The 25,942-nt window shown below is 39.3% G+C and carries 27 protein-coding genes; 7 read left to right on the top strand and 20 right to left on the bottom strand.

Translation table 11 applies throughout. The features are described from left to right. Window positions 1-193: 193 nt before the first annotated feature. The 4 genes from PQ478_RS05005 to PQ478_RS04995 all read right to left on the bottom strand — a co-directional run bounded on the left by PQ478_RS05005 (window position 194) and on the right by PQ478_RS04995 (window position 3,099). Window positions 194-526, bottom strand: a complete 333-nt coding sequence (locus PQ478_RS05005; protein WP_289236030.1) for a hypothetical protein — start codon at window positions 524-526, stop codon at window positions 194-196. 281 nt (window positions 527-807) lie between these two features. Further along, complete coding sequence (locus tag PQ478_RS05000) at window positions 808-2,208, bottom strand: M28 family peptidase (protein WP_289236029.1); 1,401 nt, start codon at window positions 2,206-2,208, stop codon at window positions 808-810. Window positions 2,209-2,603: 395 nt separating this feature from the next. Further along, window positions 2,604-2,723, bottom strand: a complete 120-nt coding sequence (locus tag PQ478_RS21930) for a putative holin-like toxin (protein WP_354004543.1) — start codon at window positions 2,721-2,723, stop codon at window positions 2,604-2,606. A gap of 220 nt (window positions 2,724-2,943) precedes the next feature. Further along, window positions 2,944-3,099, bottom strand: coding sequence for a DUF3231 family protein (locus PQ478_RS04995; protein WP_289236028.1), 156 nt, complete (start codon window positions 3,097-3,099; stop codon window positions 2,944-2,946). A gap of 237 nt (window positions 3,100-3,336) precedes the next feature. On the opposite strand from PQ478_RS04995, the gene PQ478_RS04990 reads away from it, so the two are divergent. Further along, window positions 3,337-4,881, top strand: coding sequence for a sensor domain-containing diguanylate cyclase (locus PQ478_RS04990; RefSeq protein ID WP_289236027.1), 1,545 nt, complete (start codon window positions 3,337-3,339; stop codon window positions 4,879-4,881). Window positions 4,882-4,970: 89 nt separating this feature from the next. On the opposite strand, the gene PQ478_RS04985 is transcribed toward PQ478_RS04990, so the two are convergent. Then, window positions 4,971-5,228 (bottom strand): hypothetical protein, encoded by a 258-nt coding sequence (locus PQ478_RS04985; RefSeq protein WP_289236026.1) that lies wholly within the window; start codon window positions 5,226-5,228, stop codon window positions 4,971-4,973. Between the two features lie 20 nt (window positions 5,229-5,248). Then, window positions 5,249-5,419, bottom strand: coding sequence for a hypothetical protein (locus PQ478_RS04980; RefSeq protein ID WP_012957958.1), 171 nt, complete (start codon window positions 5,417-5,419; stop codon window positions 5,249-5,251). 101 nt (window positions 5,420-5,520) lie between these two features. On the opposite strand from PQ478_RS04980, the gene lepB reads away from it, so the two are divergent. Next, complete coding sequence (lepB, locus tag PQ478_RS04975; RefSeq protein ID WP_289236025.1) at window positions 5,521-6,141, top strand: signal peptidase I; 621 nt, start codon at window positions 5,521-5,523, stop codon at window positions 6,139-6,141. A 118-nt stretch (window positions 6,142-6,259) separates the two neighbouring features. Then, on the top strand, window positions 6,260-6,439 hold the full coding sequence (locus tag PQ478_RS04970) for a hypothetical protein (protein ID WP_148229495.1): 180 nt from the start codon (window positions 6,260-6,262) through the stop codon (window positions 6,437-6,439). Window positions 6,440-6,520: 81 nt separating this feature from the next. Here PQ478_RS04970 and PQ478_RS04965 read toward each other — a convergent pair whose 3' ends face one another. Then, the gene (locus tag PQ478_RS04965) at window positions 6,521-9,247 is read right to left on the bottom strand and encodes a M14 family metallopeptidase (protein WP_289236024.1); all 2,727 of its coding nucleotides are present in this window, start codon (window positions 9,245-9,247) and stop codon (window positions 6,521-6,523) included. Between the two features lie 261 nt (window positions 9,248-9,508). Here PQ478_RS04965 and PQ478_RS04960 point away from each other — a divergent pair, with 261 nt between their 5' ends. Beyond that, window positions 9,509-10,573, top strand: a complete 1,065-nt coding sequence (locus tag PQ478_RS04960; protein ID WP_289236023.1) for a sulfite oxidase — start codon at window positions 9,509-9,511, stop codon at window positions 10,571-10,573. 41 nt (window positions 10,574-10,614) lie between these two features. On the opposite strand, the gene PQ478_RS04955 is transcribed toward PQ478_RS04960, so the two are convergent. From PQ478_RS04955 to PQ478_RS04915, 9 genes are all read right to left on the bottom strand, one after another. Continuing rightward, window positions 10,615-10,812 (bottom strand): hypothetical protein, encoded by a 198-nt coding sequence (locus tag PQ478_RS04955; RefSeq protein ID WP_289236022.1) that lies wholly within the window; start codon window positions 10,810-10,812, stop codon window positions 10,615-10,617. Window positions 10,813-10,825: 13 nt separating this feature from the next. After that, entirely contained in the window at window positions 10,826-12,097 is a 1,272-nt protein-coding gene (locus tag PQ478_RS04950; protein ID WP_289236021.1) for an MFS transporter, read from the bottom strand. A 42-nt stretch (window positions 12,098-12,139) separates the two neighbouring features. After that, window positions 12,140-12,319 (bottom strand): hypothetical protein, encoded by a 180-nt coding sequence (locus tag PQ478_RS04945; protein WP_289236020.1) that lies wholly within the window; start codon window positions 12,317-12,319, stop codon window positions 12,140-12,142. 317 nt (window positions 12,320-12,636) lie between these two features. Next, complete coding sequence (locus tag PQ478_RS04940; protein WP_289236019.1) at window positions 12,637-13,332, bottom strand: YqjF family protein; 696 nt, start codon at window positions 13,330-13,332, stop codon at window positions 12,637-12,639. 105 nt (window positions 13,333-13,437) lie between these two features. Beyond that, window positions 13,438-14,151 carry a FadR/GntR family transcriptional regulator gene (locus PQ478_RS04935; protein ID WP_289236018.1) on the bottom strand — a complete coding sequence of 238 codons (714 nt, stop codon included), beginning with the start codon at window positions 14,149-14,151 and terminating at the stop codon, window positions 13,438-13,440. Between the two features lie 92 nt (window positions 14,152-14,243). Then, complete coding sequence (locus tag PQ478_RS04930; RefSeq protein ID WP_289236017.1) at window positions 14,244-14,939, bottom strand: LutC/YkgG family protein; 696 nt, start codon at window positions 14,937-14,939, stop codon at window positions 14,244-14,246. Next, a complete protein-coding gene (locus PQ478_RS04925) occupies window positions 14,908-16,368 on the bottom strand; it encodes a LutB/LldF family L-lactate oxidation iron-sulfur protein (protein WP_075684307.1) in 1,461 nt (486 codons plus the stop codon). The genes PQ478_RS04930 and PQ478_RS04925 overlap by 32 nt, the downstream gene beginning before the upstream one ends. A gap of 7 nt (window positions 16,369-16,375) precedes the next feature. Continuing rightward, window positions 16,376-17,110: a (Fe-S)-binding protein gene (locus PQ478_RS04920; protein WP_289236016.1), complete on the bottom strand. Its 735-nt coding sequence runs from the start codon at window positions 17,108-17,110 to the stop codon at window positions 16,376-16,378. Window positions 17,111-17,115: 5 nt separating this feature from the next. Continuing rightward, window positions 17,116-18,900 (bottom strand): L-lactate permease, encoded by a 1,785-nt coding sequence (locus tag PQ478_RS04915; RefSeq protein WP_289236015.1) that lies wholly within the window; start codon window positions 18,898-18,900, stop codon window positions 17,116-17,118. Between the two features lie 335 nt (window positions 18,901-19,235). Between PQ478_RS04915 and PQ478_RS04910 the strand changes: the two genes are divergently transcribed. Next, a complete protein-coding gene (locus PQ478_RS04910) occupies window positions 19,236-20,846 on the top strand; it encodes an outer membrane protein assembly factor BamB family protein (RefSeq protein WP_289236014.1) in 1,611 nt (536 codons plus the stop codon). A gap of 250 nt (window positions 20,847-21,096) precedes the next feature. Here the strand turns inward: PQ478_RS04910 and PQ478_RS04905 are convergent, their stop codons facing one another. Next, window positions 21,097-21,984 carry an aminoglycoside phosphotransferase family protein gene (locus PQ478_RS04905; RefSeq protein ID WP_289236013.1) on the bottom strand — a complete coding sequence of 296 codons (888 nt, stop codon included), beginning with the start codon at window positions 21,982-21,984 and terminating at the stop codon, window positions 21,097-21,099. A 126-nt stretch (window positions 21,985-22,110) separates the two neighbouring features. Here PQ478_RS04905 and PQ478_RS04900 point away from each other — a divergent pair, with 126 nt between their 5' ends. After that, window positions 22,111-22,827 (top strand): MerR family transcriptional regulator, encoded by a 717-nt coding sequence (locus PQ478_RS04900; protein ID WP_289236012.1) that lies wholly within the window; start codon window positions 22,111-22,113, stop codon window positions 22,825-22,827. Window positions 22,828-23,012: 185 nt separating this feature from the next. Then, window positions 23,013-23,996 (top strand): GMP reductase, encoded by a 984-nt coding sequence (gene guaC, locus PQ478_RS04895; protein ID WP_289236011.1) that lies wholly within the window; start codon window positions 23,013-23,015, stop codon window positions 23,994-23,996. A 59-nt stretch (window positions 23,997-24,055) separates the two neighbouring features. Here the strand turns inward: guaC and PQ478_RS04890 are convergent, their stop codons facing one another. The 3 genes from PQ478_RS04890 to PQ478_RS04880 all read right to left on the bottom strand — a co-directional run bounded on the left by PQ478_RS04890 (window position 24,056) and on the right by PQ478_RS04880 (window position 25,927). After that, a complete protein-coding gene (locus PQ478_RS04890; protein WP_289236010.1) occupies window positions 24,056-24,808 on the bottom strand; it encodes an STAS domain-containing protein in 753 nt (250 codons plus the stop codon). After that, window positions 24,753-25,454 (bottom strand): cobalamin B12-binding domain-containing protein, encoded by a 702-nt coding sequence (locus PQ478_RS04885; protein WP_289236009.1) that lies wholly within the window; start codon window positions 25,452-25,454, stop codon window positions 24,753-24,755. Before PQ478_RS04885 ends, PQ478_RS04890 begins: the two co-directional genes overlap by 56 nt. A 173-nt stretch (window positions 25,455-25,627) precedes the next feature. Continuing rightward, the gene (locus tag PQ478_RS04880; protein WP_289236008.1) at window positions 25,628-25,927 is read right to left on the bottom strand and encodes a hypothetical protein; all 300 of its coding nucleotides are present in this window, start codon (window positions 25,925-25,927) and stop codon (window positions 25,628-25,630) included. Window positions 25,928-25,942: the final 15 nt, after the last annotated feature.

Genomic DNA, 25,942 nt, shown 5'->3' with positions numbered 1-25,942 from the left:
GAAAACCATACTTAAGGTGCTATTATTATAAAGAAAAGCTCAATAAATCTATTCACAAATGACTTTTCTACCGTTTAATTACAGTGAAACAGAGCTGATTCAAGGTCTTTTTTACCAATTATCAATAAGAACATAGATTAAGAGGGCAGGCACAATGGAATGAAAGGAAAAAAAAGATAAAAATCATTAGTATTTAATACCCCAAAACTTCAAGAAACAAGCCAATAATAACGGCCACTATGATGCACAACAGATTAAACCCAAATAACCAAATCAAGTAAAGCATTCTTGCTTTCCAATATGAATGTTTTTTCATATATGAAATATAAGAAAAATAAGGAATAGCATGCATAACAAAAAATACATTATTTAACCCTTTATCAAAAGTAGATCGGGGATTCTTAGTGTAAGCTCTACCAAAAAAAGAATGAAAATCATTTCCAAATACCCCAATTAGTAATCCCGTGATAATATTAGCCACTATTAACATCGCAATTCCTATACCAACAATAAGAATAAAAGCCATGCATTTCCCCCTACAGTCCTTATTCAGCCACCCTAATCCTACCTTTACAGCAATGCTTCTGTTATAAAACTTGAAATCAGCAGCAAAGTTATGACTGATATTAATAGCCCTAGCAAATAAACAATATACAATAATCTAGCTGCAGCATAAGAGAATTTTTTCATCTACTACTCTTTCACTTAACACCGACATCCATTTTATCACTTTCAAGCCTTTTCTGGTAACATAACCCATATTCTAAAAGCACCAAAAAACCAGCCGCAACGGGCTGGTTTCTATGCTTATTGTACGTCTTCTTCAAAGTACATTTGAGCATCGACTGATTGAGGCTTCGCTTTTTTCGGTTTAGCTCCCATATTGTCAAAGCTTGCATAGTCGTAAATAGCAGTGCTGACAATCTGAGCCACATCCTGGAGTTTCTCTTTACTGATTTTATCAATCGTATCCTCTGGTGTGTGGTACCATGGCTCAAGCGGACTATGAATGAAGAGTGCTGCCGGAATGCCTTTTTCTCCAAATGGAACATGGTCACTGCTTCCGCCTTGGTTAAATGGAGTTGGTGCACCATTTAAGCGGTAGCTGGATGCTTGTGCTAGTTCAGTTACAAGATTCGGCTGGCCATTGACCGTTCTCATGACAAGGTCACCCGCATCGCGGCTACCTACCATGTCTAAGTTGAAGTTTGCGACAATTCTATTAAGCTCTGTATCTGGCAGCGTTTTTACGTAGTGTCTCGATCCAATTAATCCAAGCTCTTCAGCTCCAAAAGTCGTGAAGCGGATTTCGGTATCCGTTGGCAGGTTCTTCATGGCTCTCGCTAACTCTAACACCATGGCTGTTCCTGATGCATTATCATTTGCTCCGGGTGCTCCTGGTACAGAGTCATGATGAGAGCTGAGCACAATCACATTACCATTATCTTTGTTTTTATTTGTTGGTTTCTTAGATGCAATGACATTATGAGAAGTACGCAGCCCTGACTCTGCTCCTAGAACTTTTAGAGAAGCTTTAAGAGACTCTCCTTCAGGTAATTGAGATAATTGAGAAGCTAATGCTTGTCCTTCTGCTTGTGAAATAGAGACGGCAGCCACATAATCTTCATTTGCTGCTCCAAGAGTACCATTTAAGGTCCCGGGTGCATTATTATAAATGATGACCCCTTTAGCTCCTGCCCTTGCTGCATTCAGTACTTTATCTCCAAAGCTGATTTCGCCTCGTTGAATCAAAGCAATCTTCCCCTTAAGATCTACACCTGATAAATCACCCTCACGACCTAACCCTGCATCGACAAGATCAGCAGTTACCTCTCCGCTCGCTGTATAAGTAAATGAATTAGGAGTAAAGCTTGTCTCACCTACTGACAACTCTACAGTATGAGGGGCTGTAAATCCAAAAAATTCAAACGGCTGAATTTCTGCTTCATACCCATATGATTCAAATTGCTCCTTAATATAAAGCACTGCTTGATATTCTTCTTCTGAGGCAGCTACACGCGGTGTCTGCTGCAAGTAATCGATGTTATTGTAAATATTTTCTACATTAATTTGGTTAATTACACGGTTATCAAGTACATTATGAATGCCTGATTGGCTCGTTGCAGAAGGCTGTGCAAAAGCTTGTACACCGACAGAGCTTAATGTTAGAGAAGTTACTAAAGCAATAGATACTAAAGCCTTTTTCATTTACAGTTCCCTCCAATAAAGTAATAGTCTACATTCTGAATCGTACAATATTTCAGACTATTACATAAGGGAATATATACCTTAAAGTTCATAGGTACTAGGACCACTTTATTTCGTATCGCTAATTAACCTAGAATAAAAAAGACCCATATTTTGTAATGTTTGACCACATTATTATTCATATAAATTCACTTATTTTCATTGTGCATTTCCCTTTGCTTAACCCCTTGTCCCTCATGTATAATAGAAATAGAAATAGAAATGAAAAAACAAACCAACCTAAATAAGACCGAGTGCAAATGCACTCAGTCCTAGCAACTGCTTGCTGCAATACGCAGCTGACCAATTGGATATTGCTGTTTTGAAATAGCTCACCTTACTTGGCGGCAGGGTAGCTATTTCTTTTTGTGCTGACTCACAATGATACTGACCGTAAGTGCTAACACAGCAAGTAAGATGCTTGAGAATTGGGCCAGTAAACTTAACGCCTCATAGATCGTCAAAATAAGCCTCACCCCCTCTCTACGGGAGTTCAGCCGCTACCTTGCTAGCAGTTGCTAACCTTATTATACCAAACAGATGTTCTTATTACTAGGATCGTTTGTTCTCATCTGCTAGGTCTTTCCGATCAAATGCTAGAGGAGGCTGCTCTAACCATTTTTTTAAATCATTAAATTTCCCCCGTCTTCTGCATATAACTGTACATCATATAACTGTACATCCATAAGCACTTTGTTATACATTGCTCCTAAATCCATCCTTGACTTCCTTGTCTTCTACTACTTCCATAAAGTAAAGCAGCATACATCTGCTTGCACTATCACTTACATATTGTGCCCATAAATAAGCCATTTCTGCTGTCGTTAGCCTTATTTGCTTACTAGATCTCATAGTCATACCTCCACACCAACGCTAAGAACAGTATGCTCTGATACACTTTTATAAATACCGTTATATGTAAGGAGCTAAAAACCGTAATATAACCTGTCATCCCCTCTTAGCATCTCCCTAAAAACCTTCAAATTTATGGTAGGAATATAATCAGAATCATGATACGTTATAGGTGACAAGACATAAGACAATGATCATCATTTTATTTGAACGTATTTTTAAATTTGAGAGGCATTTATGTTGAAAAAAAGTTTACGTTTTTGGATATTGACACTTGTATGTTTAACCATGTTCGGACTACTTAGCAGCACATTATTGGTAAGTTACTTTGTAACCAAAGAGAATGCAATAAATCAAACTTTAGAAATTAATAAAGTTTACTCTGAAAAACTAGCTCAAATTACCGATCAATCCTTTGAATCAATGAAAGAGAGTTTATCATTAAGGGCGATTGATCTTGTGCCTTTACTTAATAACGAAGAAGGCTTAACAACAGCCCTTTATCAATATTTAAGAAGCAGCAATTATTTTAATTCGATAGCTGTTATTAATGAAGAAGCTAAAATTTTGACGTCAGCTCCTGCATTAAATGTTATAGGTTTTCATGTTCATTCTGTGGGAATTACCGAAGCACTCGAAAAAAAAGAAACTCTTATATCAGATTTATATGACGGGGTTGTTGGGCAAAAAATTCTACTTATTTCAAGCCCGCTTCAAGATCACGAAGGCAATTATTATGGGCTGCTTGCTGGAGTGATTTACTTACAAGATTACAATATCATTGAAACAGTTCTTGGTGAACACTTTTCACAGGATGGATCCTATGTTTATGTTGTCGATCAGCATGGTTCAATTATTTATCACGCAGATCGCAATAGGATTGGAGAGGTCGTTAGTGAAAACCCGGTGGTTAAGAAGCTTATGAATGGTGAAAGCGGTGCGATGAAAGTCACAAACACTAAAGAAATTGATATGTTAGCCGGATATACACATATCCCTTCGAGCAATTGGGGGATCGTATCACAAACTCCATATGAGGTTATTATGGAACCAGTGTTAGGAACAATTAAGAAAATGATGTTCTATTCTATTCCATTTGTTCTACTCACTTTCCTTCTCGCTCGTATGTTTGCCAATCGAATTGCTTATCCGCTCCAGCAGTTAGCTATGCAAACCTATAAGTTAAAAGAGAATAAAAGTACAGTAAATGAAACAAAAATTCCAACCTGGTATTTTGAAGCCGAACAGCTAAATCAAACATTTAAAGACTATACTCAAAACCAGGAGTCTCAACTCCAATCTGCCACAAAAGAAGCATTAACAGACCCGCTTACAGGTCTTGCAAACCGCCGGGCTCTTATTAAGACCCTTCAGGCTTTACAAGAACAAATGCATTTTTCAATTATTTTAATTGATATTGATCACTTTAAAACAGTCAATGATACACTTGGCCACAAAACAGGAGATGAAACCCTTGTCTTTTTTGCAGAAGCAATGCAAAGAATTACTAGAGAGAAAGACGTCTGCGGGAGATTTGGCGGGGAAGAATTTATGATCATCCTCCCTGAAACCGGAACACAAGATGCCATAGATGTAGCAAAGCGTTTAAAAGATTTCTTGCAAGATACCATTTCACCTGCTGGCAGAGTAATTACCTTTTCTGCAGGAATCGGTTTTTACTGTGATTCATATGAAGGAGAGATTGATCAATTTCTTAACCGAGTAGATGCAGCCTTGTATAAGGCTAAAGATCAAGGGCGTAATCAATACAAGACAGCCTAAAAGACAGTGCCTTTTAACAGGCACTGTCTTTTTTTACTCATGATACTCTAGTAGATCTAGAAGTCATATTTTTCTTCCTCATTGTTCCTTCACCTTTCTTGAGGTACTGGCAGATACTTTGTAAAATACGCTCCCATTAACAAGAGGAAGATAGTTAATCCCCAGCTGATCAGTCCCAGCATGCCAAATAGATTCGCTCCTGCATTAATTAAAGCAATACTGATAAAACAGACAGAGGTGATGAGTGATTTCCAGCCTGTAATGTGATGCTCTCTTCTCTTCTTCTGTATAAAGAAAACAGAATATATAATTCCGCTTATAACTAATAATGTCAAAAGTAATTCCATTTAAGTTCCTCCCAAATGCCCTACTTTATAAATAAATAATAACCAATGATTCCACCAATCACTGCAGAGATTGAGGCAATCACCGTCAACGCCACTAAACTTAAATCGCCTGCAACAGCAGTTGTGCCAGCCATTACTACTGCTGTAAAGGCTGCTAAAAAAAATAAAATTGAAATATAGTTACGATTCATTACTACCCCTCCATTGATAACCTTATCACAATTAAACTGACAAAATATAGTCGTTCGATTACAATAGAGAGAGAACATTTATTAAAGGATGTTGATATCGAATGTTTGTAAAAAAATTCATTTATGAAATAATGAGCTGGACAAAAGCCATTGTGCTTGCCTTGGTCTTAGCTGTTGCTCTTAGCGTTTTTGTTATCCAGCCCTTTACAGTAGATGGGAGCTCGATGGAACCTACATTAGAAGGCTTGGATCATTATGATCAGCAAAAAGCTGGTGACCGGGTTTTTGCTTTTAAGACTCCTTACCTTCTCGGAAAGTCTCCTAAAGCAGGAGAAATTGTAATTGTAGACAGCCGGATAGATGATGAGCGAACATTAATGGATTCATTTGCAGAAAGTCCAATGCTTGCCGCTTTTATTGATCGACAAGAAGATTCTCGCCATAATTGGGTGAAACGGGTCATTGGCGAACCTGGCGATCGCATTGCCATAGAAGGCGGCTTTGTATATAAAAATGGTGTTCGCTTAGAGGAAGAATATATTTATGAATCGATCTATCATGACTTCACTGAGGTGACAGTTCCTGATGATCATGTGTTTGTAATGGGGGATAATCGAAACAGAAGTACTGACAGCCGGGAGATTGGTCCTGTTCCGATTGATCATGTGACGGGAAAAGTCATAGCAAGGTTCTACCCTTTCGACCGTTTAGGGACGTTTTAACCCTTTTCAGACAGGATCCGAAACTTTTTAGCAATAAATGTATCATCTTGTTGGAATGTATGCGACAATCATTGTACAGCTTATAAAAACAGCTGAATTAGTGAGAGGAGTTGATCACTTGTTCAAGCTAGTAAGAGGTACAGGTATAGGTACAGAAAATAAGTTAGAAGCTTTAAAAGATTCTAGCAGCACCAAAGAAAAGATTTTCAAAGATGTCACAGAAGCAGAGCTTTTTGCCCAGAAACTTAATTCCAACACAGAACCAAGCCATCATTGGTACGTAGAAGAATATAAATAAATGACAAGTAGAGATGATTCCCTGCTTGTTTTTTTTGCAAAAAAACTCACTGGAGATGTTCATTCCAGTGAGTTTTTGATGTTAATTAGATGATGCATCAAAAATACTATTCGCTAACAGTCGGTAACTGTGTTCAGTATGTGCTCTGAACGCCAGGTCATTTGCAAATAATGTATAAGCGGTTCCATTGACCTCTGAGGTAAAGGCCATTGTTTGTCCTTTTGCTCCCGCATGTCCAGGCCACCAACCTGACACATAGAAATCTTCAGCGTCACTAAAAGTTAGCAGCACTTCTGCACTTTCAGGAACTTCGGTTATATATGACCCTGTCGTTACATAAAGAAGTTCATTGGCATTATATCCTGCAGTCAACTTATGCGGATTCACGTTTGCTTTGACAAGCCCTTCATGAGTACCTCTTGTTTGCACGTATTTGAATCCTTCTAACACTCCACTATCATATACAGACCTTAATGCACTGCCACCAATCCCGATGAAGGCTTTTCCTTCAGCCTGTTGAGCATTAAAATTACGAGCATCACTAACAATGACATCTGCATTTTCAGGTTTAACTAGTGTAAACCCTAATTGTCTTATAGAGAAATTCAACTGGCTTGAACCTGTAGCTGCAACTTTTGGCTGAACAACCTGCTCTGTCTCCACTCCCTTACCGTTACCAGCTGGGTGAGCTTCAAAATAGAAGGTAGATTCATAGCTTCGTAGATCCTGAGTAGAAATAATGTAATCACCGCGAGAGATATTTCCTTTACTCTCAACTGCCACTTCAACCTTTTTACCGTCATTTAGGAGGGCATTAATAAGTTTTACCGTATCATTTGAAGTTGATCTAACCACTTGCTTAGGTGCATTGCCCCTCAATTCACCAGTTGGCAAGTTAACTTCAGCCATTTCTTGAGTTAATCCTTTGAAAGCTCCTGCTTCTCTAATCTCCAGCTGATCGAAACCACGAAGGGCAGGGAAGTTCACTACTACCGGATCATACATCGCATTCCAGTCTGAAACATTATCTCCTTGATAGAGCACTGCATTAGCGAGTCCTCTTTTAGCTTGGTTCATTGGGATAACAAATGTTCCTTTAGGATATGTTTCCCCTTGTAGATCTACAGGGCGTGTTGTTTCTTCTACTTTCACACCATTACGAAGCAAGTATTCAGCCATTTTATGTGCTTCTAATACGTTTTTCTGGTGCTCCTTATCTGTCGGAATTACATAATAATCTGGGAAGAAGCTGTCATGCCCATGGCGGACGCGTCCTATTTCTTCACCGTCTGCATTAACAAAATACTCATCCACAGCTCGATTATCTTCACCGTTAACTCCTCGTTTAAAGATTTCAAGCTGCTGTTTAAAAAGCTCGTCCTTATTCTCTGTCACAAAGTATGTGGAACCAAGTCCAACACCTACCATAGCATGCAATGAATCCTGGCTTAATGTCGGCACTTCAATTGTGTGGCCAAGCGAGCCATGAAGCATAGCATAGATCGCAGTGTAGGCAGGGGTCATATCGTCCCAGCCGTCTTCCCATTCAAGCTGGGCAATGAAGTAATCTGTTAAATTTGAATTCCCAACACCCGCACGCCCCATTGCATGTGCTTGGTCCATCATATTATGAATTAATAAATCATATTCAAAGTTAGGGTTATGCGGCGGTGTACCTGGCTCAATTAAAAAGCCATTTACATAGCCATGCATATCAACAAAGGACAGCGGCGTCCAAGTTGAGATCAATTCATTTACCTGCTGGGTCTCTACTTGTGTTTGATACGCATTATCTCTGTTCAAGTCAAACCCTTCAGCGTTTGCACGCGTGTTAGCCACACGGCCGTCTGGGTTGCTTGTGAACATATATAAGAAGATTACATCATTAAGAACCTCGTCCATATTTAATGAAACAGGTACTTCGTTTCCATCCTCATCTGTATTTGTAAACGTAACTTCCTCTTCTAGTGCAAACTTCTTCAATAGTTCAACTTGTGCATCGACCCCTTCTACTTCATCAGGGTGAATATTATTAAACCAAATCGGAAGCTGATAGTCTCCCATTGTTCCATTTTCAAGCTTTTCTATTAAGCTCGCAGGATCTTCTAATGCTTGTGGCAGCGTTTCATTTAAGTATGTATCAACTGCAGCTTCATCTCTTGCTAACACAACAAAATGAATATCGCGACCTTCAGCCGACTCCCCTACCTTTTGGTAATCCAAATAGCGGGTATTATCTGTATCAGCCTTTGCTTCCTCAAACACTTGATCAATTGCAGGCTTTAATTCATCATAAAATAAGAATTCATCATATACATTCAGCTGGACAGTGGTAGCAGCCTTCTCGCCTGTTGCATGATTCACTAGTGATAGTTCATACTCTCCAATTAAATCTTGATATTGGACTCGAATCGTCCGGTTAGAAAGATCTGTACGATTAAAAGGCAGTCCAAATTCAATCGTTGCCGTCACTTCATTTGTACCTTCTTCTACAGCAGGTCCTTCTATTACATTAATAAATGGATCACCATCATAATTCGACGAACCTGTCCATTTACGCCACTCTGATAAATCCTTCCCGCCAAACTGTACGTCAATTTGCTCAGGATCTACCTCTTCATTAAATGTCGCCCGGACTTCTGTTGTACGCGTTTCTGTTAGTGAAAAAAGTGATTGACTTACATCTAATTCAATTACATGATCAACCTCTACCGTGCTCTGTTCTGCAGCTGGTAATGAAGCAGGATAAGCAACTGACAGCACCATAACAATTGCCAGCCAGCTGATCATTATCTTTCTTAGTTTCATAGAATCGCCCTTCCTCTCCCAAACAATTATAGATTTATGGTTTCAAATATAGCAGAACCTTCCGAAATTCGAAATGTATGCTTCTTAATTTCAGAAAAAGGGTACTTTCGTACTGAATGAATATGCATCCACAGGCATGAATAATCAACTTGTGTAAGCTCCTTTTAGTAAAATGACCTACTTTCATATTCAGGATAAATGAATATTTAATGACCTTCATCCATATGATGTACATAGCACTTATGAGGAGGGGATGAATATATGACAAATGAGAACGACCCCATCGCCAAACCATCACTAACAACGAAAAAGCTGTACCCTGAAAATCAAGAATCACCCATACATTTTCTTTTCAATAAACAGACACCAGCCTCCCTTTTTTATAAACGTAACCATTTTTCTTACCCGCCCTTTAACTATGCTAACTTCTGGCTTTCCGTAAATGGCTCTGTAAAAAACCCTATTGCTTTCTCTATTGAAGAGCTGCTCGCCCACCCCTCAAAAACAGTGGAAGTCGTTATGGAATGTGCAGGAAATAAGAGAAGCTTATTCAGGCCGAAAGTATTTGGAGAACAGTGGGAAAAAGGAGCGATGAGTGTTGGTCGCTTTAAAGGTGTTCCCCTTAAAACTTTATTAGAAAAAGCAAACATAGATTCAGATTCACATGAAGTAGTCATAGAGGGTTATGATGATGGATATCGTTCAGATTTAGATAATGTGTATGCATACATGCGAAGCTTGCCATTAAAGAAGGCGCTGCACCCTGATACATTAATCGCTTATTCATACAATGATCAGCCTCTTCCTTTTAAACACGGCTATCCTATCCGCTTAATTGTACCTGGCTGGTATGCAATGGCTTCTGTAAAATGGGTAAAACAAATAACGGTCATATCAGCATCATTTGCAGGACCTTTTCAGACAATCGATTATATGTATTATCCAAATCAAGACAATAATGAAGACGCTTTTCCGGTCACAACCATCAATGTTAATTCAACGATTCAATATCCTTTAGACAGAGACATAGTTGATACGGGGAAGCATACGATAAAAGGAATCGCCTGGACAGGGGATGGGGTAATTAAGAAAGTGGAGGTCAGTGTGGACGGAGGAGAGAGCTGGATGCCTGCTTCTGTAGATAACGGTCAGGAGTTCAGCCTGTCTCAATGGTCTCTCACTTATCCCTTTACAGCTAAGAAAGAGCATACCATTATGAGCCGTGCAACTGATTCTAATAAGCGCACACAACCTGAATCCCCTTTTTGGAACCGGAAAGGCTATGGGTATAATGCCGTTGATCAAGTTACTATAAAAGTAGAATAAAAGACAAAAAGAGACGCACCTGACAAGGCGTCTCTTTCAATTTATTTCTCACATGAAAATGAATAACCAAGCACAAATGTATCAATTTCAACTAAGGGCGTGCCGCCGTGTGTGAAGCATTGTTCCGTAGCTGCCTGAATTTCTTTACTATTAAAGTAAGAAAGTGATCCTGCTAGAAGGATTCCAACAAAGAACGTGAACGTTATAAGCAGTAGTCCTATTTTGATGTTTTTATTCATCTATTCCAACCTCCTACACTTGTTTTGGACGCGGAAGCATAAAACACATAATGGAAGCAGCAAGACAAAGAATGATCGCTGTCACAAACGTGATATCATAGCTCCCTGTTTGATCAAATAATACCCCTGGAATAAAAGAACCAAGAGCTGCTCCTATTTGATGGCCAAAAAATAACAGACCGATCATAAATCCAATAATCGTCTTACCGGCATATTCTGAAGCCAATTTCATCGTAGGAGCTACGGTGGCAAAATCAACGATGCCAAATGAAATAGCAAATATAAACAGAAGTTCCGTTTGCCCTAAGAAGAAGGTGAAAAAACGTTGTTCATGAACGATGACGATCAAAATAATAATTGTTAACCCTCGCAGCCCATAAAGTCCTCCAAGCATCCACCTGCTGTCCCATTTATCAGAAAGATACCCAGAGACAATCGTTCCTGAAAAATTGAAGAGAGCCAATGTACTAACAGCTGCCCCTGCTGTGGCAGCTGTAAATCCGCAATACTGCGCAAACGGCACAAGATGGGTATCTATTAAACCCACTGTTGTAAAGCCGCAAATAAAAAAAGAGAAAAATAAAAATAGAAATGGCCTCTGTAAAAAGAACGAACCTTTTGGTTTTGATGTTAAACTGTTTCCCCCAGGAGATACAGGGACAGTCTCAGGAAGTGCTCCACCATATGGTTCGATTCCCTTCTCTTTAGGTGAAGCTTTAAATAAGAGTAAGATGATTGGAAGGAGAACAATGAGAACAATCATTCCTAAAATCATAACCGTCAACTTCCAGCCTATCGCTTCGATCATAAGAATAGACAAAGGAACGACACTAAACTGTCCTGTTGCCGTACCTGCTGACATGATTCCCATCGCAAACCCTTTTTTCACCGTAAACCATTTTGCAACAACAAGCGTCCCAACTACATTAGACATTCCTCCAAATCCGATAGAGGCCATGACTCCGTACAACAGAACAATCTGCCAAGGTTTTGTCGCAAAAGCTGTTAGGATCATTGCTGCTCCAACCACGACTATACTCCAAATAACAACCCTCTTTACTCCAACACGGTCCATAATCCTCCCGACAAATGGCTGCAAGACTGCAAACACGAGATAGCTTACAAGGGAGACGGACGTAATTTGGGCACGGCTGGCTTCAAAACTCTCTTCCCAAGGCTCAATAAAGGCGCCAAACGATAGTCGTATTCCTTGAACAAATAACAGGGCAATAAATGTAACAAGCAGTACAATCCAGCTATAATGGATCCCTTTATTCTTTGTCATCCCACTCCCCCTACTTGAATGCCCTCTCTTCAAAATTTCTCTTTATTTTAAAAGTTGATCAATCTTCTTCTCTATTCGATCCAACTGTTCTCTTAATCGTTTTTGTTCTCTTTCTTTTTCATTCCATTTTTCTCCGACAAGCCATCTTAAAGTTAGGATGATTGCCAAGAAAAGAAGGAGCGGGAACATAATAAATAAAGCAGCCCCTGCAAATTTATCCACTTTGAATCACCTCAGCGGTTTTTTCTCTTCTTTCTATCATTTAATATTGAATAAATCACAAAAGCCAATGCTAGAACATTAATGCTAAACATCACATAATCGTATGTATGAGTTGAGCCATTAATAATATAAACCAAATACCTGATACCATTATAAATTACAAGAATACTAAGAAATATAGTTAATTTTATTTTCAAAGACAATCACCTGCTTATTTGTTCACTTTCCATATTATAACTGATATTCGAGCGTGGCAGGTGATAAGTAATTTTTCTTTAAGAATAAAAAGAACCGCAGATTTAGTACCTGCGATTCTTTTAATATTTTTGAATCATTCCTATATCAACTGTCACGCCTGGACTATAGAGCAAATGAGGTTCTCCTTTTTGAGAAGGCAGCCCGGCGGCCAAGATTAAGGAATTCTCTTTAATGTTGACTCCTGCTTGCTGCAGGGGCCATTGTTCATGTTTAATATCACCGTATTGAATGTCTCCATTTTTGGCTGTTGAATATAGTCGATAACGCTCAGTCAGCCAATATTCTAGAGATTCTTCACGCGCAGCGAAAACGTCGCTTTTGGAGGAATACGCTCCTTTAAATACCGCTTGATTTGCCTTTCTTATACTTTCAAAATAAGTAAGATCGCCTTCTCTTTTCATTGTAATATCCGAGTGAAAATAGGGCATATCTAAGAAAGCATTTGCACCAAGAACACTTATTTTACTACCTGTATCTAAGCTTAAAAAAAGAACTCCCTTTTTTCCATCTACCTCTACATAAGTACGGACATTAATTTCCGGCAGGGAGAAACTAACTTTTTCAGGGAGGATCTTAGGGTGAATTTTATTCATCAGAAAAGAAACCACTCCAACATAAGCTTTCCCTTTATAAGTATCAACTTTTATCCCCTTAGGCAGCTTTGCTTGTATAATATGTGGATCATATGCCCAATGCGCAAACAGAACATTTTCCCATTTCATTTTAACAAGGGATTTTTGAGATTTTGATAACATCGTTCAGCCTCCCATTTTGATGACCTTACTTCTTATATTACTTTAAAAACCCATCATTAAACTAGAAAAGCAGCACTCATCTAAGGATGAGTGCTGCATGCTTTCTTATTTATCATGATAGGCTGTTAATGTATTCTCTACATTTATTAAATGTTCAAGCATCGCTTGGTTAGCTCCATTTGAATCTTTCTTTTCTATCGCCTCTAAAATCTTCTCATGCTCCACTTGAAGGCGGTCAAATGTTTGCTGATCCGAAAATAATGCAATTCTTCTGCTCTCAAACATGGTCCTCCCTAAAGTATCTGAAAGCTGCTGCATCATATCTTTCAAAATATTGTTTCTAGTGGCGTTAGCTAAAGCTAGATGGAATTTCACATCGGCCTTCTCCCCCAGATCTTCATCTCCTGAAGCGGCTTCCATCTCTTTTAAAGCCTCTCTCATTGCTTCAACATCTTTATCTTTTCGATTCTCAGCTGCTAAGCTTGCCGCACCAACTTCAATTATTTTTCTCACTTGAAACAATTCCAGCATTTCGGGTTTAGAAATAATTCTTCTTTCCGCTACTGGTGCAATCATATTAGAAAAATCATATTTATTTACAAAGGTTCCTTCCCCTTGACGAATCGTAATTAACCCAACAGCTCTTAGAGCACTAAGTGCTTCTCTGACAGCCGAACGGCTTACATTAAATTCTTTAGCCAGCTTTTCAACAGAATCCAGCTTCTCACCAGGCTGCACCTCACCCGTCCGGATCATTTCCTCGAGCTGCTCCCTAATCACTTCAGATACCTTTTTTGTTTGTACATGTTTAAATCCCATTTCTTGCACCTCGTTCAATTCAATTGCTCTTATTATAGCATAGACCGCTTCCATCAACATAAGCCAGCCATTAAATCATGGCTGGCTTATCCTTACATATCGTCTACAATGATATAGCAGGCACGAACAGGCCCATGTACACCGACGACTAAATTCATCTCAATATCCGCACTATTACTAGGTCCTGATATGAAATTGATGCAAGAAGGAATACGGCTTCCACTCTTCTTAGCCATTTCATGAATTGCACTAGTTGCTTGTGTCATACGAGGAACAAGAGTGCTCTTAGGTATAATTGCGATATAGTAAGTCGGCAGCAAACTAACAGAGCGCCCTTTACCTTTATCGCTTAACAATACAACGGTACCCGATTCAGCTAAGGTGTAATCAGCAAAGGTAATTCCGACATCAGCACGTTCCGCTATTTCAACAGATTTGCTGTTTTCATCTGCCTCCCATACGTCCACTGTATCTCTTTCCTGAAAAGATTTAAGGCCGTATTCCTCAAATCTTGAATCAGCCCACGTGATCACAGACTCGGCTTGGTACTCATCAAGTACTTCGTCAATAGCACTTACAAGAGCTTCTCGCTTCGTTTCCTTGACATCTGTATGAATAGCAAGGCATTGTGTTTTAAGGACAGAAACAAGCTCATCTTGAGTGAAATCTTTCATCACCTCTAACTGAGGCTTATGACGATAATCCGGGCGGGTAACTCCTGTTGTCTTTCTCGCACGTCCGAGCTTCTTGGCTACGTTATTGAGAAATGTTTCGCGATGTTGAATCATGGTGTGTCCCTCCCTTTTGGCCTTCACGTTTTTTAAACCAATCTCTGAATCTCTCTTTTTTACTTTCAGGAAAATCACGAATATCAGTCCATGATTTTAACGGGCCTGGACCATTTGAGACTTTTCCATCCTTCGTAAATGGTGAGAGCATCATCGGTGCCGTTCTTGTACTCATATTAAAGAGGGATGGCGAGCTTGCAACCATTCCAAATCCCTTCATAGCCAACGTTTCAGAAAGGGTTGTACGTTTCTCTTCAGCAATATTTCTTCTATGTTTAACGAGCAGTTCATGAAGAGGGATCTTTACTGGACAAGCATCCGTACAGGCTGCACACAAACTAGAAGCATATGGCAGCTCTTTATGATCATCATATCCCTCTAATAATGGCGTCAATACTGCACCAATCGGGCCTGGATAAATTGAGCCATATGAATGACCGCCAACATGACGGTACACCGGACAAACATTAATACAAGCTGCACACCGAATACAGTTTAAAGCTGATTGGAATTCTGTTCCTAGGATATTAGAACGTCCATTATCAACAATAACAAGATGGAATTCTTCCGGTCCATCTAGGTCCCCTTCTGCTTTTGCACCTGTAAGCCCTGTAATGTAACTTGTCAGTTTTTGACCAACTGCACTCCTGCAAAGCATACTGACTAAAATATCAAGCTCTTCCCAAGTAGGTACGACACGTTCCATCCCCATAACTGTGATCTGCGTTTTAGGAAGAGTTGTGGCAAGCCTTGCGTTTCCTTCATTTGTGACAAGTGAAATACTTCCTGATTCTGCGACCGCAAAATTACAGCCAGTTACCCCTATGTCAGCTTCAAGGAACTCTTTGCGCAGCTGCTCTCTTGCAAATAACGTCAGCTCTTCCGGTTTAGACGTGTTGGTGTAGCCTTTCTTCTCTTGAAAGGTTTCTCTGATTTGTTCCCTGTTTTTATGAAGAGCCGGCGCGACGATATGAGACGGGGGGTCATGATCATCAATTTGGAGAATATATTCTCCAAGATCAGATTCAATCACTTCACACCCAACACTCTCAAGCGCTTCATTCATACTAATCTCTTCTGTCACCATAGATTTAGATTTTATGACTTTTTTTGCGTTTTTCTTTTGAGCCACTTCTTTAATATAAGCATTTGCTTCTTCTGCCGTTTCCGCAAAGAAAACATATCCACCATTATTGCTTACGTTTTCACTTAGTTGATGCAAGTAATAATCAATATTTTCTAATGTATGCGTGCGAATTTCTTCAGCTAAATTGCGCCACTCCTGCCAATTTCCGAGCTCATCTTCAGCTTTCGACTTTGCCATTTTCAGCCGTTCTTGAGCGGATGTAACAGCTTGTCGCATAAATGTATTTTTTAACCCTTTTTCTACTCGTGTATTAAAATTGGGGTCGCCTATTTTTACTGCCATGAACTATTCACCCTTTCTTCACAGATTCTTGGCTGTTTAATACTTGTGCAATATGCATCACTTTGACTGGCTTTCCATTGCGCTCTATCCGTCCGCCAATATTCATCAAGCACCCGCAATCTGCCCCAATTAATAACTCCGCCTTCGTTTCTTCAATATGATGAACCTTTTCATCGACCATTTGTTCAGAAATAGGTGACATCTTCACTGCAAATGTTCCCCCAAACCCGCAGCATGCCTCGCGGTTAGGCAAGGTCTGCAGGTTCAAGCCTTCTACTTGATCAAGGAGTTTAAAAGGAGCTTCTTTCTCCCCAAGCAGGCGTGTCATGTGACAAGATGTATGATAGGTTGCATTCGCATGTAAGCTGGCATTCACCTTTTCAACTTTAAGCACATGAACAAGAAATTGCGTAAACTCGTAGGTTTTTTTCGCCAAATCCTCTGCTCGCACCTGCCATTCTGGCTCATCTTTTAATAAATCATGGTATTCATGAATCATCGATGCACATGAACCTGAGGGCATCACTACATAATCAGAATGAGCAAATGTCTCAATCATATGCTTAGCCACTTTCTTTGTGTCTTTATGATAGCCGCTGTTAAATGCCGGCTGCCCGCAACAGGTCTGCTTTTCTGGAAAATCCACTTCGCATCCTAATCTCTCTAATACTTCAACCGTGTCTTTCCCCACTCCTGGATAAAATACATCGGCCAAACAGGTAATAAATAATGAAACTTTCATATAAATCAACCTCCGAACTTTTGCTGCCTGTGATCTTCTGTTGTCTTTTCCTTACGATTCTCTTTTATAATGATGGATACGATCGTGATAACAACGACTGCTGCCATGAATGTTCCGATATTTAAGCCAATACCATTTATAGCTATATACCCAACAGCGCCTGCAAAGAGGACATAATAGAAGGTAGGTATTAACATTTTTCGTATAAGCGTTCCTTCTCGCCCGACAAGACCTGCTGTTGCTGATGCTGCAACTACATTATGAACACAAATCATATTTCCTGCCGCTCCGCCAACAGCTTGCAAAGCGACAATTGTTGCCGGATTAATGCCAACATTTTCAGCTGTACCGAACTGAAACATCGCAAACATCATATTACTAATCGTATTACTTCCTGCCACAAATGCTCCTAATGCCCCAATGGCTGGTGCAACAAGCGGCCAATTTTGTCCCATTAATGCCGAGACACCCTCAGCTAATACTAGCGGCATACTCGTATACCCAGTTGTGTTAACTCCGGAATTAATAAATACTTGCACCATTGGCACAGCAAACAGCAAGGCCGGTGCTGCTCCAATAATCATTTTTGTTGAATTTTTCACTGCCGTTCCATACGTTGTCTGATTCATGCTGTATAAGATATAGCCTAATAGAGACATCAATACCATAATAAAACCTGGCAAGAAAAACGGCGTACTCTCAATAGCAATCTGTGTTCCGAATACAGATTCAATATGAATTTTGGCAAGCTTCAGCCAATCGCCAAACGGAAGGACATTTAATCGCGTAATGACGAGTAACACTCCCATTAAAATATACGGCAGCCATGCTTTTAACGGACTAATAGTCGTTTTTGACAAAGTTGTAGCTGATAATGTTCCTGTCCACTCCGGATCCCATTTAGATGAATGTTCAAAATCCCATTTAGTTTTAGGAATAAACCAACCCTTTTTTGCAGCTGGTACAACAATTGCAAGACCAATTAAGCCCCCGAATAATGATGGAAATTCAGGTCCAAGAAAATTAGCAACTAGTGCATATGGAATGGTAAAAGCAAGGCCTGCAAATAGAGCAAATTTCCATACTTCCATACCTGCCTTCAGCGACTTTTTAGGCCCAAAGAATAACGTCAGCATCGTGACCATAATTAATGGAATAAACAGCCCTACAATCCCATGAAATATAGCTACTTGACCGCCAATCATTCGAATATACTCTTCAAAGCTCATACCAAGACTTGCTGCAGCCTGAACTACATTATCAGACCCGGTTAACCCAGACTGCACACCTATTAAGATTGGTGTTCCAACAGCCCCGTAAGATACCGGAGTAGATTGAATAATCAAGGCTACCATGACGGCTGCCATTGCAGGAAAGCCAATTGCAACTGGCAAAGGTGCTAGTACGGCAGCCGGTGTCCCCCAGCCGGAAGCGCCTTCAATAAAGGACCCAAACAGCCAGCAAATAATAATGGCCTGCACTCGCCGGTCTGGAGAGATATCAATAAACCCTTGACGAATCGTTTGGATCGCTCCACTTTCTTTTAGTGTATTCAGCATGAGTACGGCACCAAAGACGATAAATAGCACCTCAAGTGCCGTCACCACACCTTTTGTACTGGCTGCTGCAATTTGTGCAGCCGGCACTTCCCAAACAAATAACGCCATAACTACGGTAACCACAAAAGCTATTGGCATAGCATGCTTAGCCGGCCACCTAAAAATAACAAGAAACAAAAAAACCGTCAGTATTGGTATTAATGCAAATAACGATAAAATTCCTAAACTCATTCCTGCCCCTCCCTTTATACCACAAAATAATCATAAGGTCATCTGATGACCTTATATGTAAGTGCTTTCAATATAGCTGAAATGTTATGAATTTTCAATAGTTGTAGGGAAATTTATTTTTTTGAGGAATAATTTTAATATTAATAATTAAATTTCGAAGCATTCTCCTCATTTCACTGTACCTCTTATACGTGAAGCTTCTTATTATAAGTACCGTCCTATGTCACTTCCCCCCGAAACTTCTTTATCATTCACTTACAATTTCCGTCACCTTTTTCACCGGAAACCCCTTACAATATATTGAAAAAGTGCACCTGTTAAGGGAAGTGAAAAAATTGAAATGGCACCTGGTAATCTTAATGATGATAACTTTGTTATTCTCAAGCGGCTGTACAATGAAAACAATGACGGGGGACCGAGTCTCAGCTGATGAAAAATTATACGCTGCGGATCACATCTATATGAAGGTAGAGCAAAAGAGCTTTCAAGCCCCTATACCAGCTTATCAAGCGGTACATATAGAAAAACAAGAAATACCAACTCTTACATACGAATCTAAAGCAGAAAGTACATTTGATTCTGCCTTGTTTCCTGAGGAGTATACCGATATCCCTGGTGTTCTTACATTTAGAGGAAACCATAGTCGCACGGCACCCGCCTACGGACGTATCTCTACAAATGTTTCTCACATTGAAAAAGCATGGAATTTCCGCACCGGGTCACATCATAAATGGGGCGGAGGGGCCGGCTGGACGGGACAGCCTAGTATCATCTCATGGGATGATGAGGTACGTGCCATTATGAATGTTGATGAGTCTTTTAAACAACAAAAAGGATTTACAGAGGTCATTTACGGATCGCTTGATGGATCTGTCTATTTTGCTGAGCTAGAAACGGGCATTCAAACAAGACCTCCAATTAAAGTAGGCGGCCCAATTAAAGGCACTGTTTCCATTGATCCTCGCGGCTACCCCCTATTGTATGTGGGGCAAGGAATTCCTGAGAGTCCGATAGGCTATCGTATATTTAGTCTAATTGATGGAAGTGAACTATATTTTATTCCTGGAGTTGATCCTTGGGCTTATCGAGGATGGGGGGCATTTGACGGGGCAGCACTCATTAACCGTAAGCTTGATCAACTAGTGCTTGGCGGAGAAAACGGCCTATTTTATCATGCAAATCTTAATACCACGTTCGACCTTGAACAGAAATCTATTTCTGTAAAGCCTGAGATTAAAAAAGCGCGATATAAAGTGGCAAATAACTCACATCAAGGAATTGAAAATTCGATCGCTGTTTATCGAAACATTGCATATTTTGCAGATAATGGCGGCAGTGTAATAGCAATCAATTTAGAAGATTCTACTCCGATATTTGCGCTAGAAGCAACCGATGACACAGATGCGACGATTGTTATAGATGAAGAAGAAAACCACCCTTTCATCTATACAGGAACAGAGGTAGACCACCAAGGACCATTCGGTGATTGTCTGCTCCGCAAAATAGACGGCATTACTGGTGAGGTTATATGGAGCCTTAGCTATCCAGCTTACTCCATCCCAGATGTGAACGGTGGGATGCTAGCCACTCCTATAGTCGGCAAGGAGGAAATAGATCATCTCGTTATTTTCACGATAGCACGTTACGACACCATAAATGGTGGATTAATGGTCGCTGTAAATAAAGAAACAGGCGAAGAGGAGTGGCGTAATCTGATGACCAATTATGCATGGTCCTCTCCAGTTGATGTTTATACAGAAAACGGAGATGTGTATATCCTTCAAGCAGATTCAGCCGGCAATATGCATTTGATCAGTGCACGTTCAGGAGAAGTGCTAGATGTAATGAATCTTGGGGCAAATGTGGAAGCATCCCCTGCTGTTTATAACAATTATGTCGTTGTCGCAAGCCGTGGTGGCGAGGTGTTTGGTTTGAAATTAAATTAGTAAAGTCAGGGACATAATTAAAGTGTTTAACTCAGGATACGAATGAAGCGCTAATTTGGCGGATGAAATATACGTAGACTCCTGTGTGGACTAGAGCAAATGTGAGATCCCACAGGGCGAAAGCCCGAGGAAGCTCACTAGCTCCACACGGAAAGCGAAGTATATTTTAGGAGCGGTGTACAAAGGCCGCATCTGTAATATTTATATTCCTAGAAGTTATAATACTTTTGTTTCAGCCTCATTTGCTTTTTCACCTATACCACTTTGGAATATTGCTCTGGAAATAGTCATGGTCCTCTAACACTTCAAAAGCTCGTCCCGACAAAAATTCAAACTGCTTAGGGCCCATTTTCATCCCCCATACAAAAGCAGAAACTATATGCATCGCACTATACAGACCATAAAGCGGCCAGAACCTATCTTCCTCCCTTTTGTCTTTAAGGTAGCCGTCAATATTTCCTTTAGCAAAGGCCGGACTGACTTGCTTAGTAAAGAAACCTATCTTTTGCAAGTCATGAATAGGATCACCCCAATCCATCCTCTGAAAATCAATAATCCCTCTAAATTGGTCATGATGAAAGACTAGATTAGAAGGATGAAAGTCGTCATGCTGAAACTGATTTGGCCGCCCTTGCATTAAAGGTTCATTTTCTCTTATATAATTGGTCAAACGATCTTTCGTATGTTCATCTAAATTTATGAGTTTAAGTTCCTTTAAATAGTTATCGCTTTTATTCTTTTTAGCAATATGCCATTCCGGAAGTTCTAGCGGAGCATTCAATTGATGGAGTTTCTTTAATTCTTCTGCTGCTTTTACTCCTGCCCTGTATTGCTCACTTTCATTTAACCTCGTTAAATTTTCTTCTCCGTCAGCACCTGGTATGTAGGATAAAACCATATACCCCCTCTCCTCATCTATTAACTCTCCAAACTCTATTGGCCTTGGTATCTTTTTAGAAAAAGACGTCAGCTTAGAGATCGTTTCAAACTCGATCATTCGCCGTTCTAATTCCTCTTTAGGGAAGATTCTAAGTAAATAGTTTTGATCAATAACATATTTTTCATCCGTCGAAAATCCTTTAGTAAGAGGCTGTATGGTATGTGCTTCTTTATAAACTTTTAAGTATTCTCGGTTCATCTGATTCACCCTCTCACATTCTTATTACCTTCCATTATACCAAATACTGGTGTAATTATTTTCATTCAGATATTGACTCTCACGTCACGTGATAGCTTATAGTAAGGTTTGAAGGGAGGGTTAGAAGTGAAAGTGAAGGAACTTGCAGAGCTCGTGGGAATTAGTGTGCGCACACTACATCATTATGACGAAATCGGCCTGTTAAAACCAGATACGATATCAGAAGCAGGCTACCGGTATTATTCAGAAAGTAACTTAGATACACTTCAGCAAATTCTCTTCTATAAAGAACTTGGATTTTCATTAAAACAGATTAAAGAAGTACTCGAAGACCCTGGTTTTAATCAGCAAAAAGCATTAGTGTGGCAACGTAAAATGCTCTTGGAAAAGCGAGATAAACTTAACCAAATGATTCTAACGATTGACAAAACCATACAGTATAAAAAAGGAGACATTCATATGACAAGCGAAGAAAAGTTTAAGGGATTCGACTTCAGTCATAACCCTTATGAAAAGGAAGCAAGAGAACGTTATGGTGATAAGAAAGTAGATGAGACTGCTAAAGGTATGACTCAGGAACGACAAGAAGAGATGAATAATCTCTACCGGGAACTAGCTGCTATTCGTCACACGGACCCAGCCTCAAAAGAAGCACAGGAAGTTATTAAAAAGTGGTTTATCTTATTAAATAAGATAGGCTGCTATTCTTTAGATGCCTTTAAAGGGTTAGGTCAAATGTATATCCTAGACGATCGGTTCACTAAAAACATTGATCAATTCGGAGAAGGTCTTGCCCAATTTATGTGTGAAGCAATGGGCAGTTATGCAGATGATCACCAATAAATTTAACTATGATTAAGCGATACAGAAGAGATGCTGTATCGCTTTTTTTGTTGTAACCCCTTTCCTCCTTTACCTGTTCATCTCGAAAAAAGCTTTGACATTCATCAGAAAATGATGTAAATTACCAAATGTACGAACGATTCTTTTTAGATATAATTCAAATATTCGTTTTTAGGGGTGTAATTATGGAAAATGTGTTTGATTACGAAGATATTCAACTGATTCCAGCAAAATGTGTAGTAAATAGCCGATCTGAGTGTGATACAACCATCACTTTAGGTAAACATACATTTAAAATGCCAGTCGTACCTGCGAATATGCAGACGATTATTGATGAAACAATTGCAACGTTCTTAGCGAAAAATGGCTACTTCTACATCATGCATCGCTTTGAACCTGAAAAACGAGTATCTTTTATCAGAGATATGAAATCAAGGGAATTAATCTCCTCTATTAGCGTTGGAGTAAAAGCTGAAGAATACGATTTTGTACTTCAATTAGCTGAGGAACAATTAGTGCCTGATTATATTACGATTGATATTGCACACGGCCACTCAAATGCCGTCATTGAAATGATTCAACATATTAAACAACATTTGCCTGATTGCTTTGTTATTGCTGGTAATGTTGGGACTCCAGAAGCTGTTAGAGAGCTTGAGCATGCTGGGGCAGATGCTACAAAGGTTGGCATTGGACCAGGTAAAGTATGTATCACGAAGATTAAAACTGGTTTTGGTACAGGAGGCTGGCAGTTAGCTGCGCTTCGCTGGTGTGCCAAAGCTGCAAGCAAACCTGTTATTGCGGATGGCGGTATTCGTACGCATGGTGATATTGCCAAATCTATCAGGTTCGGCGCGTCTATGGTGATGATTGGTTCATTATTTGCAGGTCATGAAGAATCACCTGGCGAAACGATTGAAAAAGACGGAAAGCTTTACAAGGAATATTTTGGATCGGCTTCAGAATTCCAAAAAGGCGAGAAGAAAAATGTTGAAGGGAAAAAGATGATTGTTGAGCACAAAGGTTCATTGAAGGATACATTAATTGAGATGGAGCAAGATCTTCAATCATCGATTTCTTACGCTGGCGGAACTAAATTAGATGCCATTCGTCACGTAGATTATGTTGTTGTAAAAAACTCTATCTTTAATGGTGATAAAACGTACTAATACAAGAATAACCTTATTTCCGTTTGGGAGGTAAGGTTATTTTTATATAAACGAAACCCTTATTGGTGTAAATAACGATGGATGACATTATGAAGATTACTTTGAAAAGAGGCCTCTACCTGATACCCATTCGTATTAAAATAAATCGCGTGTTCCGGTTTCACCCCAATAATAGTAACTGTTAAACCCATTACTTCAAATTGTTGAATCATCTTAATTAAAGCTGTAACACCCTCAGTAGATAATGTACCTATTCCACTGAAATCAATTAACATCACTTCAAATTCTTTCTCATAAGCCTTTGTTAACAGTTTACATTCATTTGCTTCTATTAAAGTTTGAGTCATGTCGCCAAAAAACAGAATTAATCCAGCGTAGTGGGTAATCCTTATCATTGGTGCTGAGAGCTGATGAATGTCTTGAATCGTCACCTCTACCTTTTCTTTATTATCAAGTAGCTCAAAATTTGTAGTAGATAGTCTCTTTTTATGGTCAAAAACTAATTGTTCAAGATGTTGAATCTTTTCAAGCTTCTTGATGAAAATTAAATGGCCAACTCCTTCTTCCCACTTTATATGACAATCAAACAACACGAAAGGAAGATCCTTTGTTCTTACTACAATCTCAAGTTCTTGACGCTTTGCAGCTGGTGACACATGGTGCTTAAATTTGTTCTTGCTTTCCTCATCGATTAATAATAATACATTCTCACACGCTCCAAATACATTGATAGCTTCATCGGATTGTGCTAATACTTCATACTGTGGATCGATCTGAAAATAAGGAAGAATGATATGCTTTACTTGTGACACCTTGCCACGCTCCTTTCGAATGACGACGTAACCATCTTTTCAATTCTTCTACATCATCAAATAGAAGCGTTTGTTCAGTGATAAAAGAGGATAATTGATAGGTGGTTACCAATCTCCCGCCAATCATCATAACAGGTTTTAAGCCTGACTGATTTAATTCTTTAATATAATTCTCGATTTGTGCTAGATTGTAAGTGAGTGTAATGGAAATACCGATAACGTCTGGCTTCCACTGTTTCGCAAACTGAACAGCATCTGCACAAGGGACGTTTGGACCAAGAAGTTTAGTAGACCACCCAAAGTCTTCAAACAAGTGAGAAACCATCGTTATTCCTATATCATGGTGCTCCCCTGCTGGGCATAAAAACATCGCTTTATGCTGAGACGATTGATAATTCTTTGATTTCTTAGAGTGATAGTAAGTCATAATAAAATCTATAGTAGATGTTGCTAAATGTTCATCAGCCACAGTAAGATCATTACTTTCCCAGCTACGTCCGATCTCTCTCATTGCAGCTGTGATCAAGTCTTCATATATATGTATATTATCTTTATATGTTTGCTCTGCTTTTAAAACAATCACCCATGCCCTATGTTGATCGCCCTGAAGTATAGCTTCTATAAAGGACTCTAGCATCTTGTGCATTCTATCTCTCCTTTAGGCCCTCTCTTAAGAAAACAGTTATTTATAATTAACGTAACTTCTATTTATTATTACATCTTTTTATTATGTCATATCTTCGAAAAATAGAGAAGAAATTTCCCTTTTTACCTGTGAGTTCCATTTTCTTTTAAGATACCGAGTACCCGAAGCTGCATTTAAGATCCCTCTAGCACCCTCTGAACCTTTTCAAGTTCTTTTACTGAGTTTATCATTTCAATAAACTCTAGTACGAGAAACCATAAGCCTACCAAACTACATAAAATCCCAACGATTCCCAACATGACCCCATAGTGACCGTTTTTCTTTATATCTACAAATCCTACAATTCCAAACACGATGCTAATAACGATAAGAGGAAGGATAAAGACAAATAAAATGTGGTGAAATATAATTGCTAGCATTCCGAAAATTAGCGATGTGATAGTTCGTGTGTTATAGCCTTCAAAAGTATTCATCTTACCCGCCCTTCT

The sequence above is a fragment of the Alkalihalophilus pseudofirmus genome (assembly GCF_029094545.1).
Lineage (GTDB): Bacteria > Bacillota > Bacilli > Bacillales > Bacillaceae_D > Alkalihalophilus > Alkalihalophilus pseudofirmus.
Note: the sequence above shows the minus strand (reverse complement) of the source record. Positions and strands in the feature narration are given on the sequence as shown.

Bases quoted from the DNA above. Each gene is read 5' to 3' on its own strand.
- PQ478_RS05005 (WP_289236030.1), bottom strand. From the start codon at position 526: ATGGCTTTTATTCTTATTGTTGGTATAGGAATTGCGATGTTAATAGTG.
- PQ478_RS05000 (WP_289236029.1), bottom strand. From the start codon at position 2,208: ATGAAAAAGGCTTTAGTATCTATTGCTTTAGTAACTTCTCTAACATTA.
- PQ478_RS04995 (WP_289236028.1), bottom strand. From the start codon at position 3,099: ATGAGATCTAGTAAGCAAATAAGGCTAACGACAGCAGAAATGGCTTAT.
- PQ478_RS04990 (WP_289236027.1), top strand. From the start codon at position 3,337: ATGTTGAAAAAAAGTTTACGTTTTTGGATATTGACACTTGTATGTTTA.
- PQ478_RS04985 (WP_289236026.1), bottom strand. From the start codon at position 5,228: ATGGAATTACTTTTGACATTATTAGTTATAAGCGGAATTATATATTCT.
- PQ478_RS04980 (WP_012957958.1), bottom strand. From the start codon at position 5,419: ATGAATCGTAACTATATTTCAATTTTATTTTTTTTAGCAGCCTTTACA.
- lepB (WP_289236025.1), top strand. From the start codon at position 5,521: ATGTTTGTAAAAAAATTCATTTATGAAATAATGAGCTGGACAAAAGCC.
- PQ478_RS04965 (WP_289236024.1), bottom strand. From the start codon at position 9,247: ATGAAACTAAGAAAGATAATGATCAGCTGGCTGGCAATTGTTATGGTG.
- PQ478_RS04960 (WP_289236023.1), top strand. From the start codon at position 9,509: ATGACAAATGAGAACGACCCCATCGCCAAACCATCACTAACAACGAAA.
- PQ478_RS04955 (WP_289236022.1), bottom strand. From the start codon at position 10,812: ATGAATAAAAACATCAAAATAGGACTACTGCTTATAACGTTCACGTTC.
- PQ478_RS04950 (WP_289236021.1), bottom strand. From the start codon at position 12,097: ATGACAAAGAATAAAGGGATCCATTATAGCTGGATTGTACTGCTTGTT.
- PQ478_RS04940 (WP_289236019.1), bottom strand. From the start codon at position 13,332: ATGTTATCAAAATCTCAAAAATCCCTTGTTAAAATGAAATGGGAAAAT.
- PQ478_RS04935 (WP_289236018.1), bottom strand. From the start codon at position 14,151: ATGGGATTTAAACATGTACAAACAAAAAAGGTATCTGAAGTGATTAGG.
- PQ478_RS04930 (WP_289236017.1), bottom strand. From the start codon at position 14,939: ATGATTCAACATCGCGAAACATTTCTCAATAACGTAGCCAAGAAGCTC.
- PQ478_RS04925 (WP_075684307.1), bottom strand. From the start codon at position 16,368: ATGGCAGTAAAAATAGGCGACCCCAATTTTAATACACGAGTAGAAAAA.
- PQ478_RS04920 (WP_289236016.1), bottom strand. From the start codon at position 17,110: ATGAAAGTTTCATTATTTATTACCTGTTTGGCCGATGTATTTTATCCA.
- PQ478_RS04915 (WP_289236015.1), bottom strand. From the start codon at position 18,900: ATGAGTTTAGGAATTTTATCGTTATTTGCATTAATACCAATACTGACG.
- PQ478_RS04905 (WP_289236013.1), bottom strand. From the start codon at position 21,984: ATGAACCGAGAATACTTAAAAGTTTATAAAGAAGCACATACCATACAG.
- guaC (WP_289236011.1), top strand. From the start codon at position 23,013: ATGGAAAATGTGTTTGATTACGAAGATATTCAACTGATTCCAGCAAAA.
- PQ478_RS04885 (WP_289236009.1), bottom strand. From the start codon at position 25,454: ATGCACAAGATGCTAGAGTCCTTTATAGAAGCTATACTTCAGGGCGAT.
- PQ478_RS04880 (WP_289236008.1), bottom strand. From the start codon at position 25,927: ATGAATACTTTTGAAGGCTATAACACACGAACTATCACATCGCTAATT.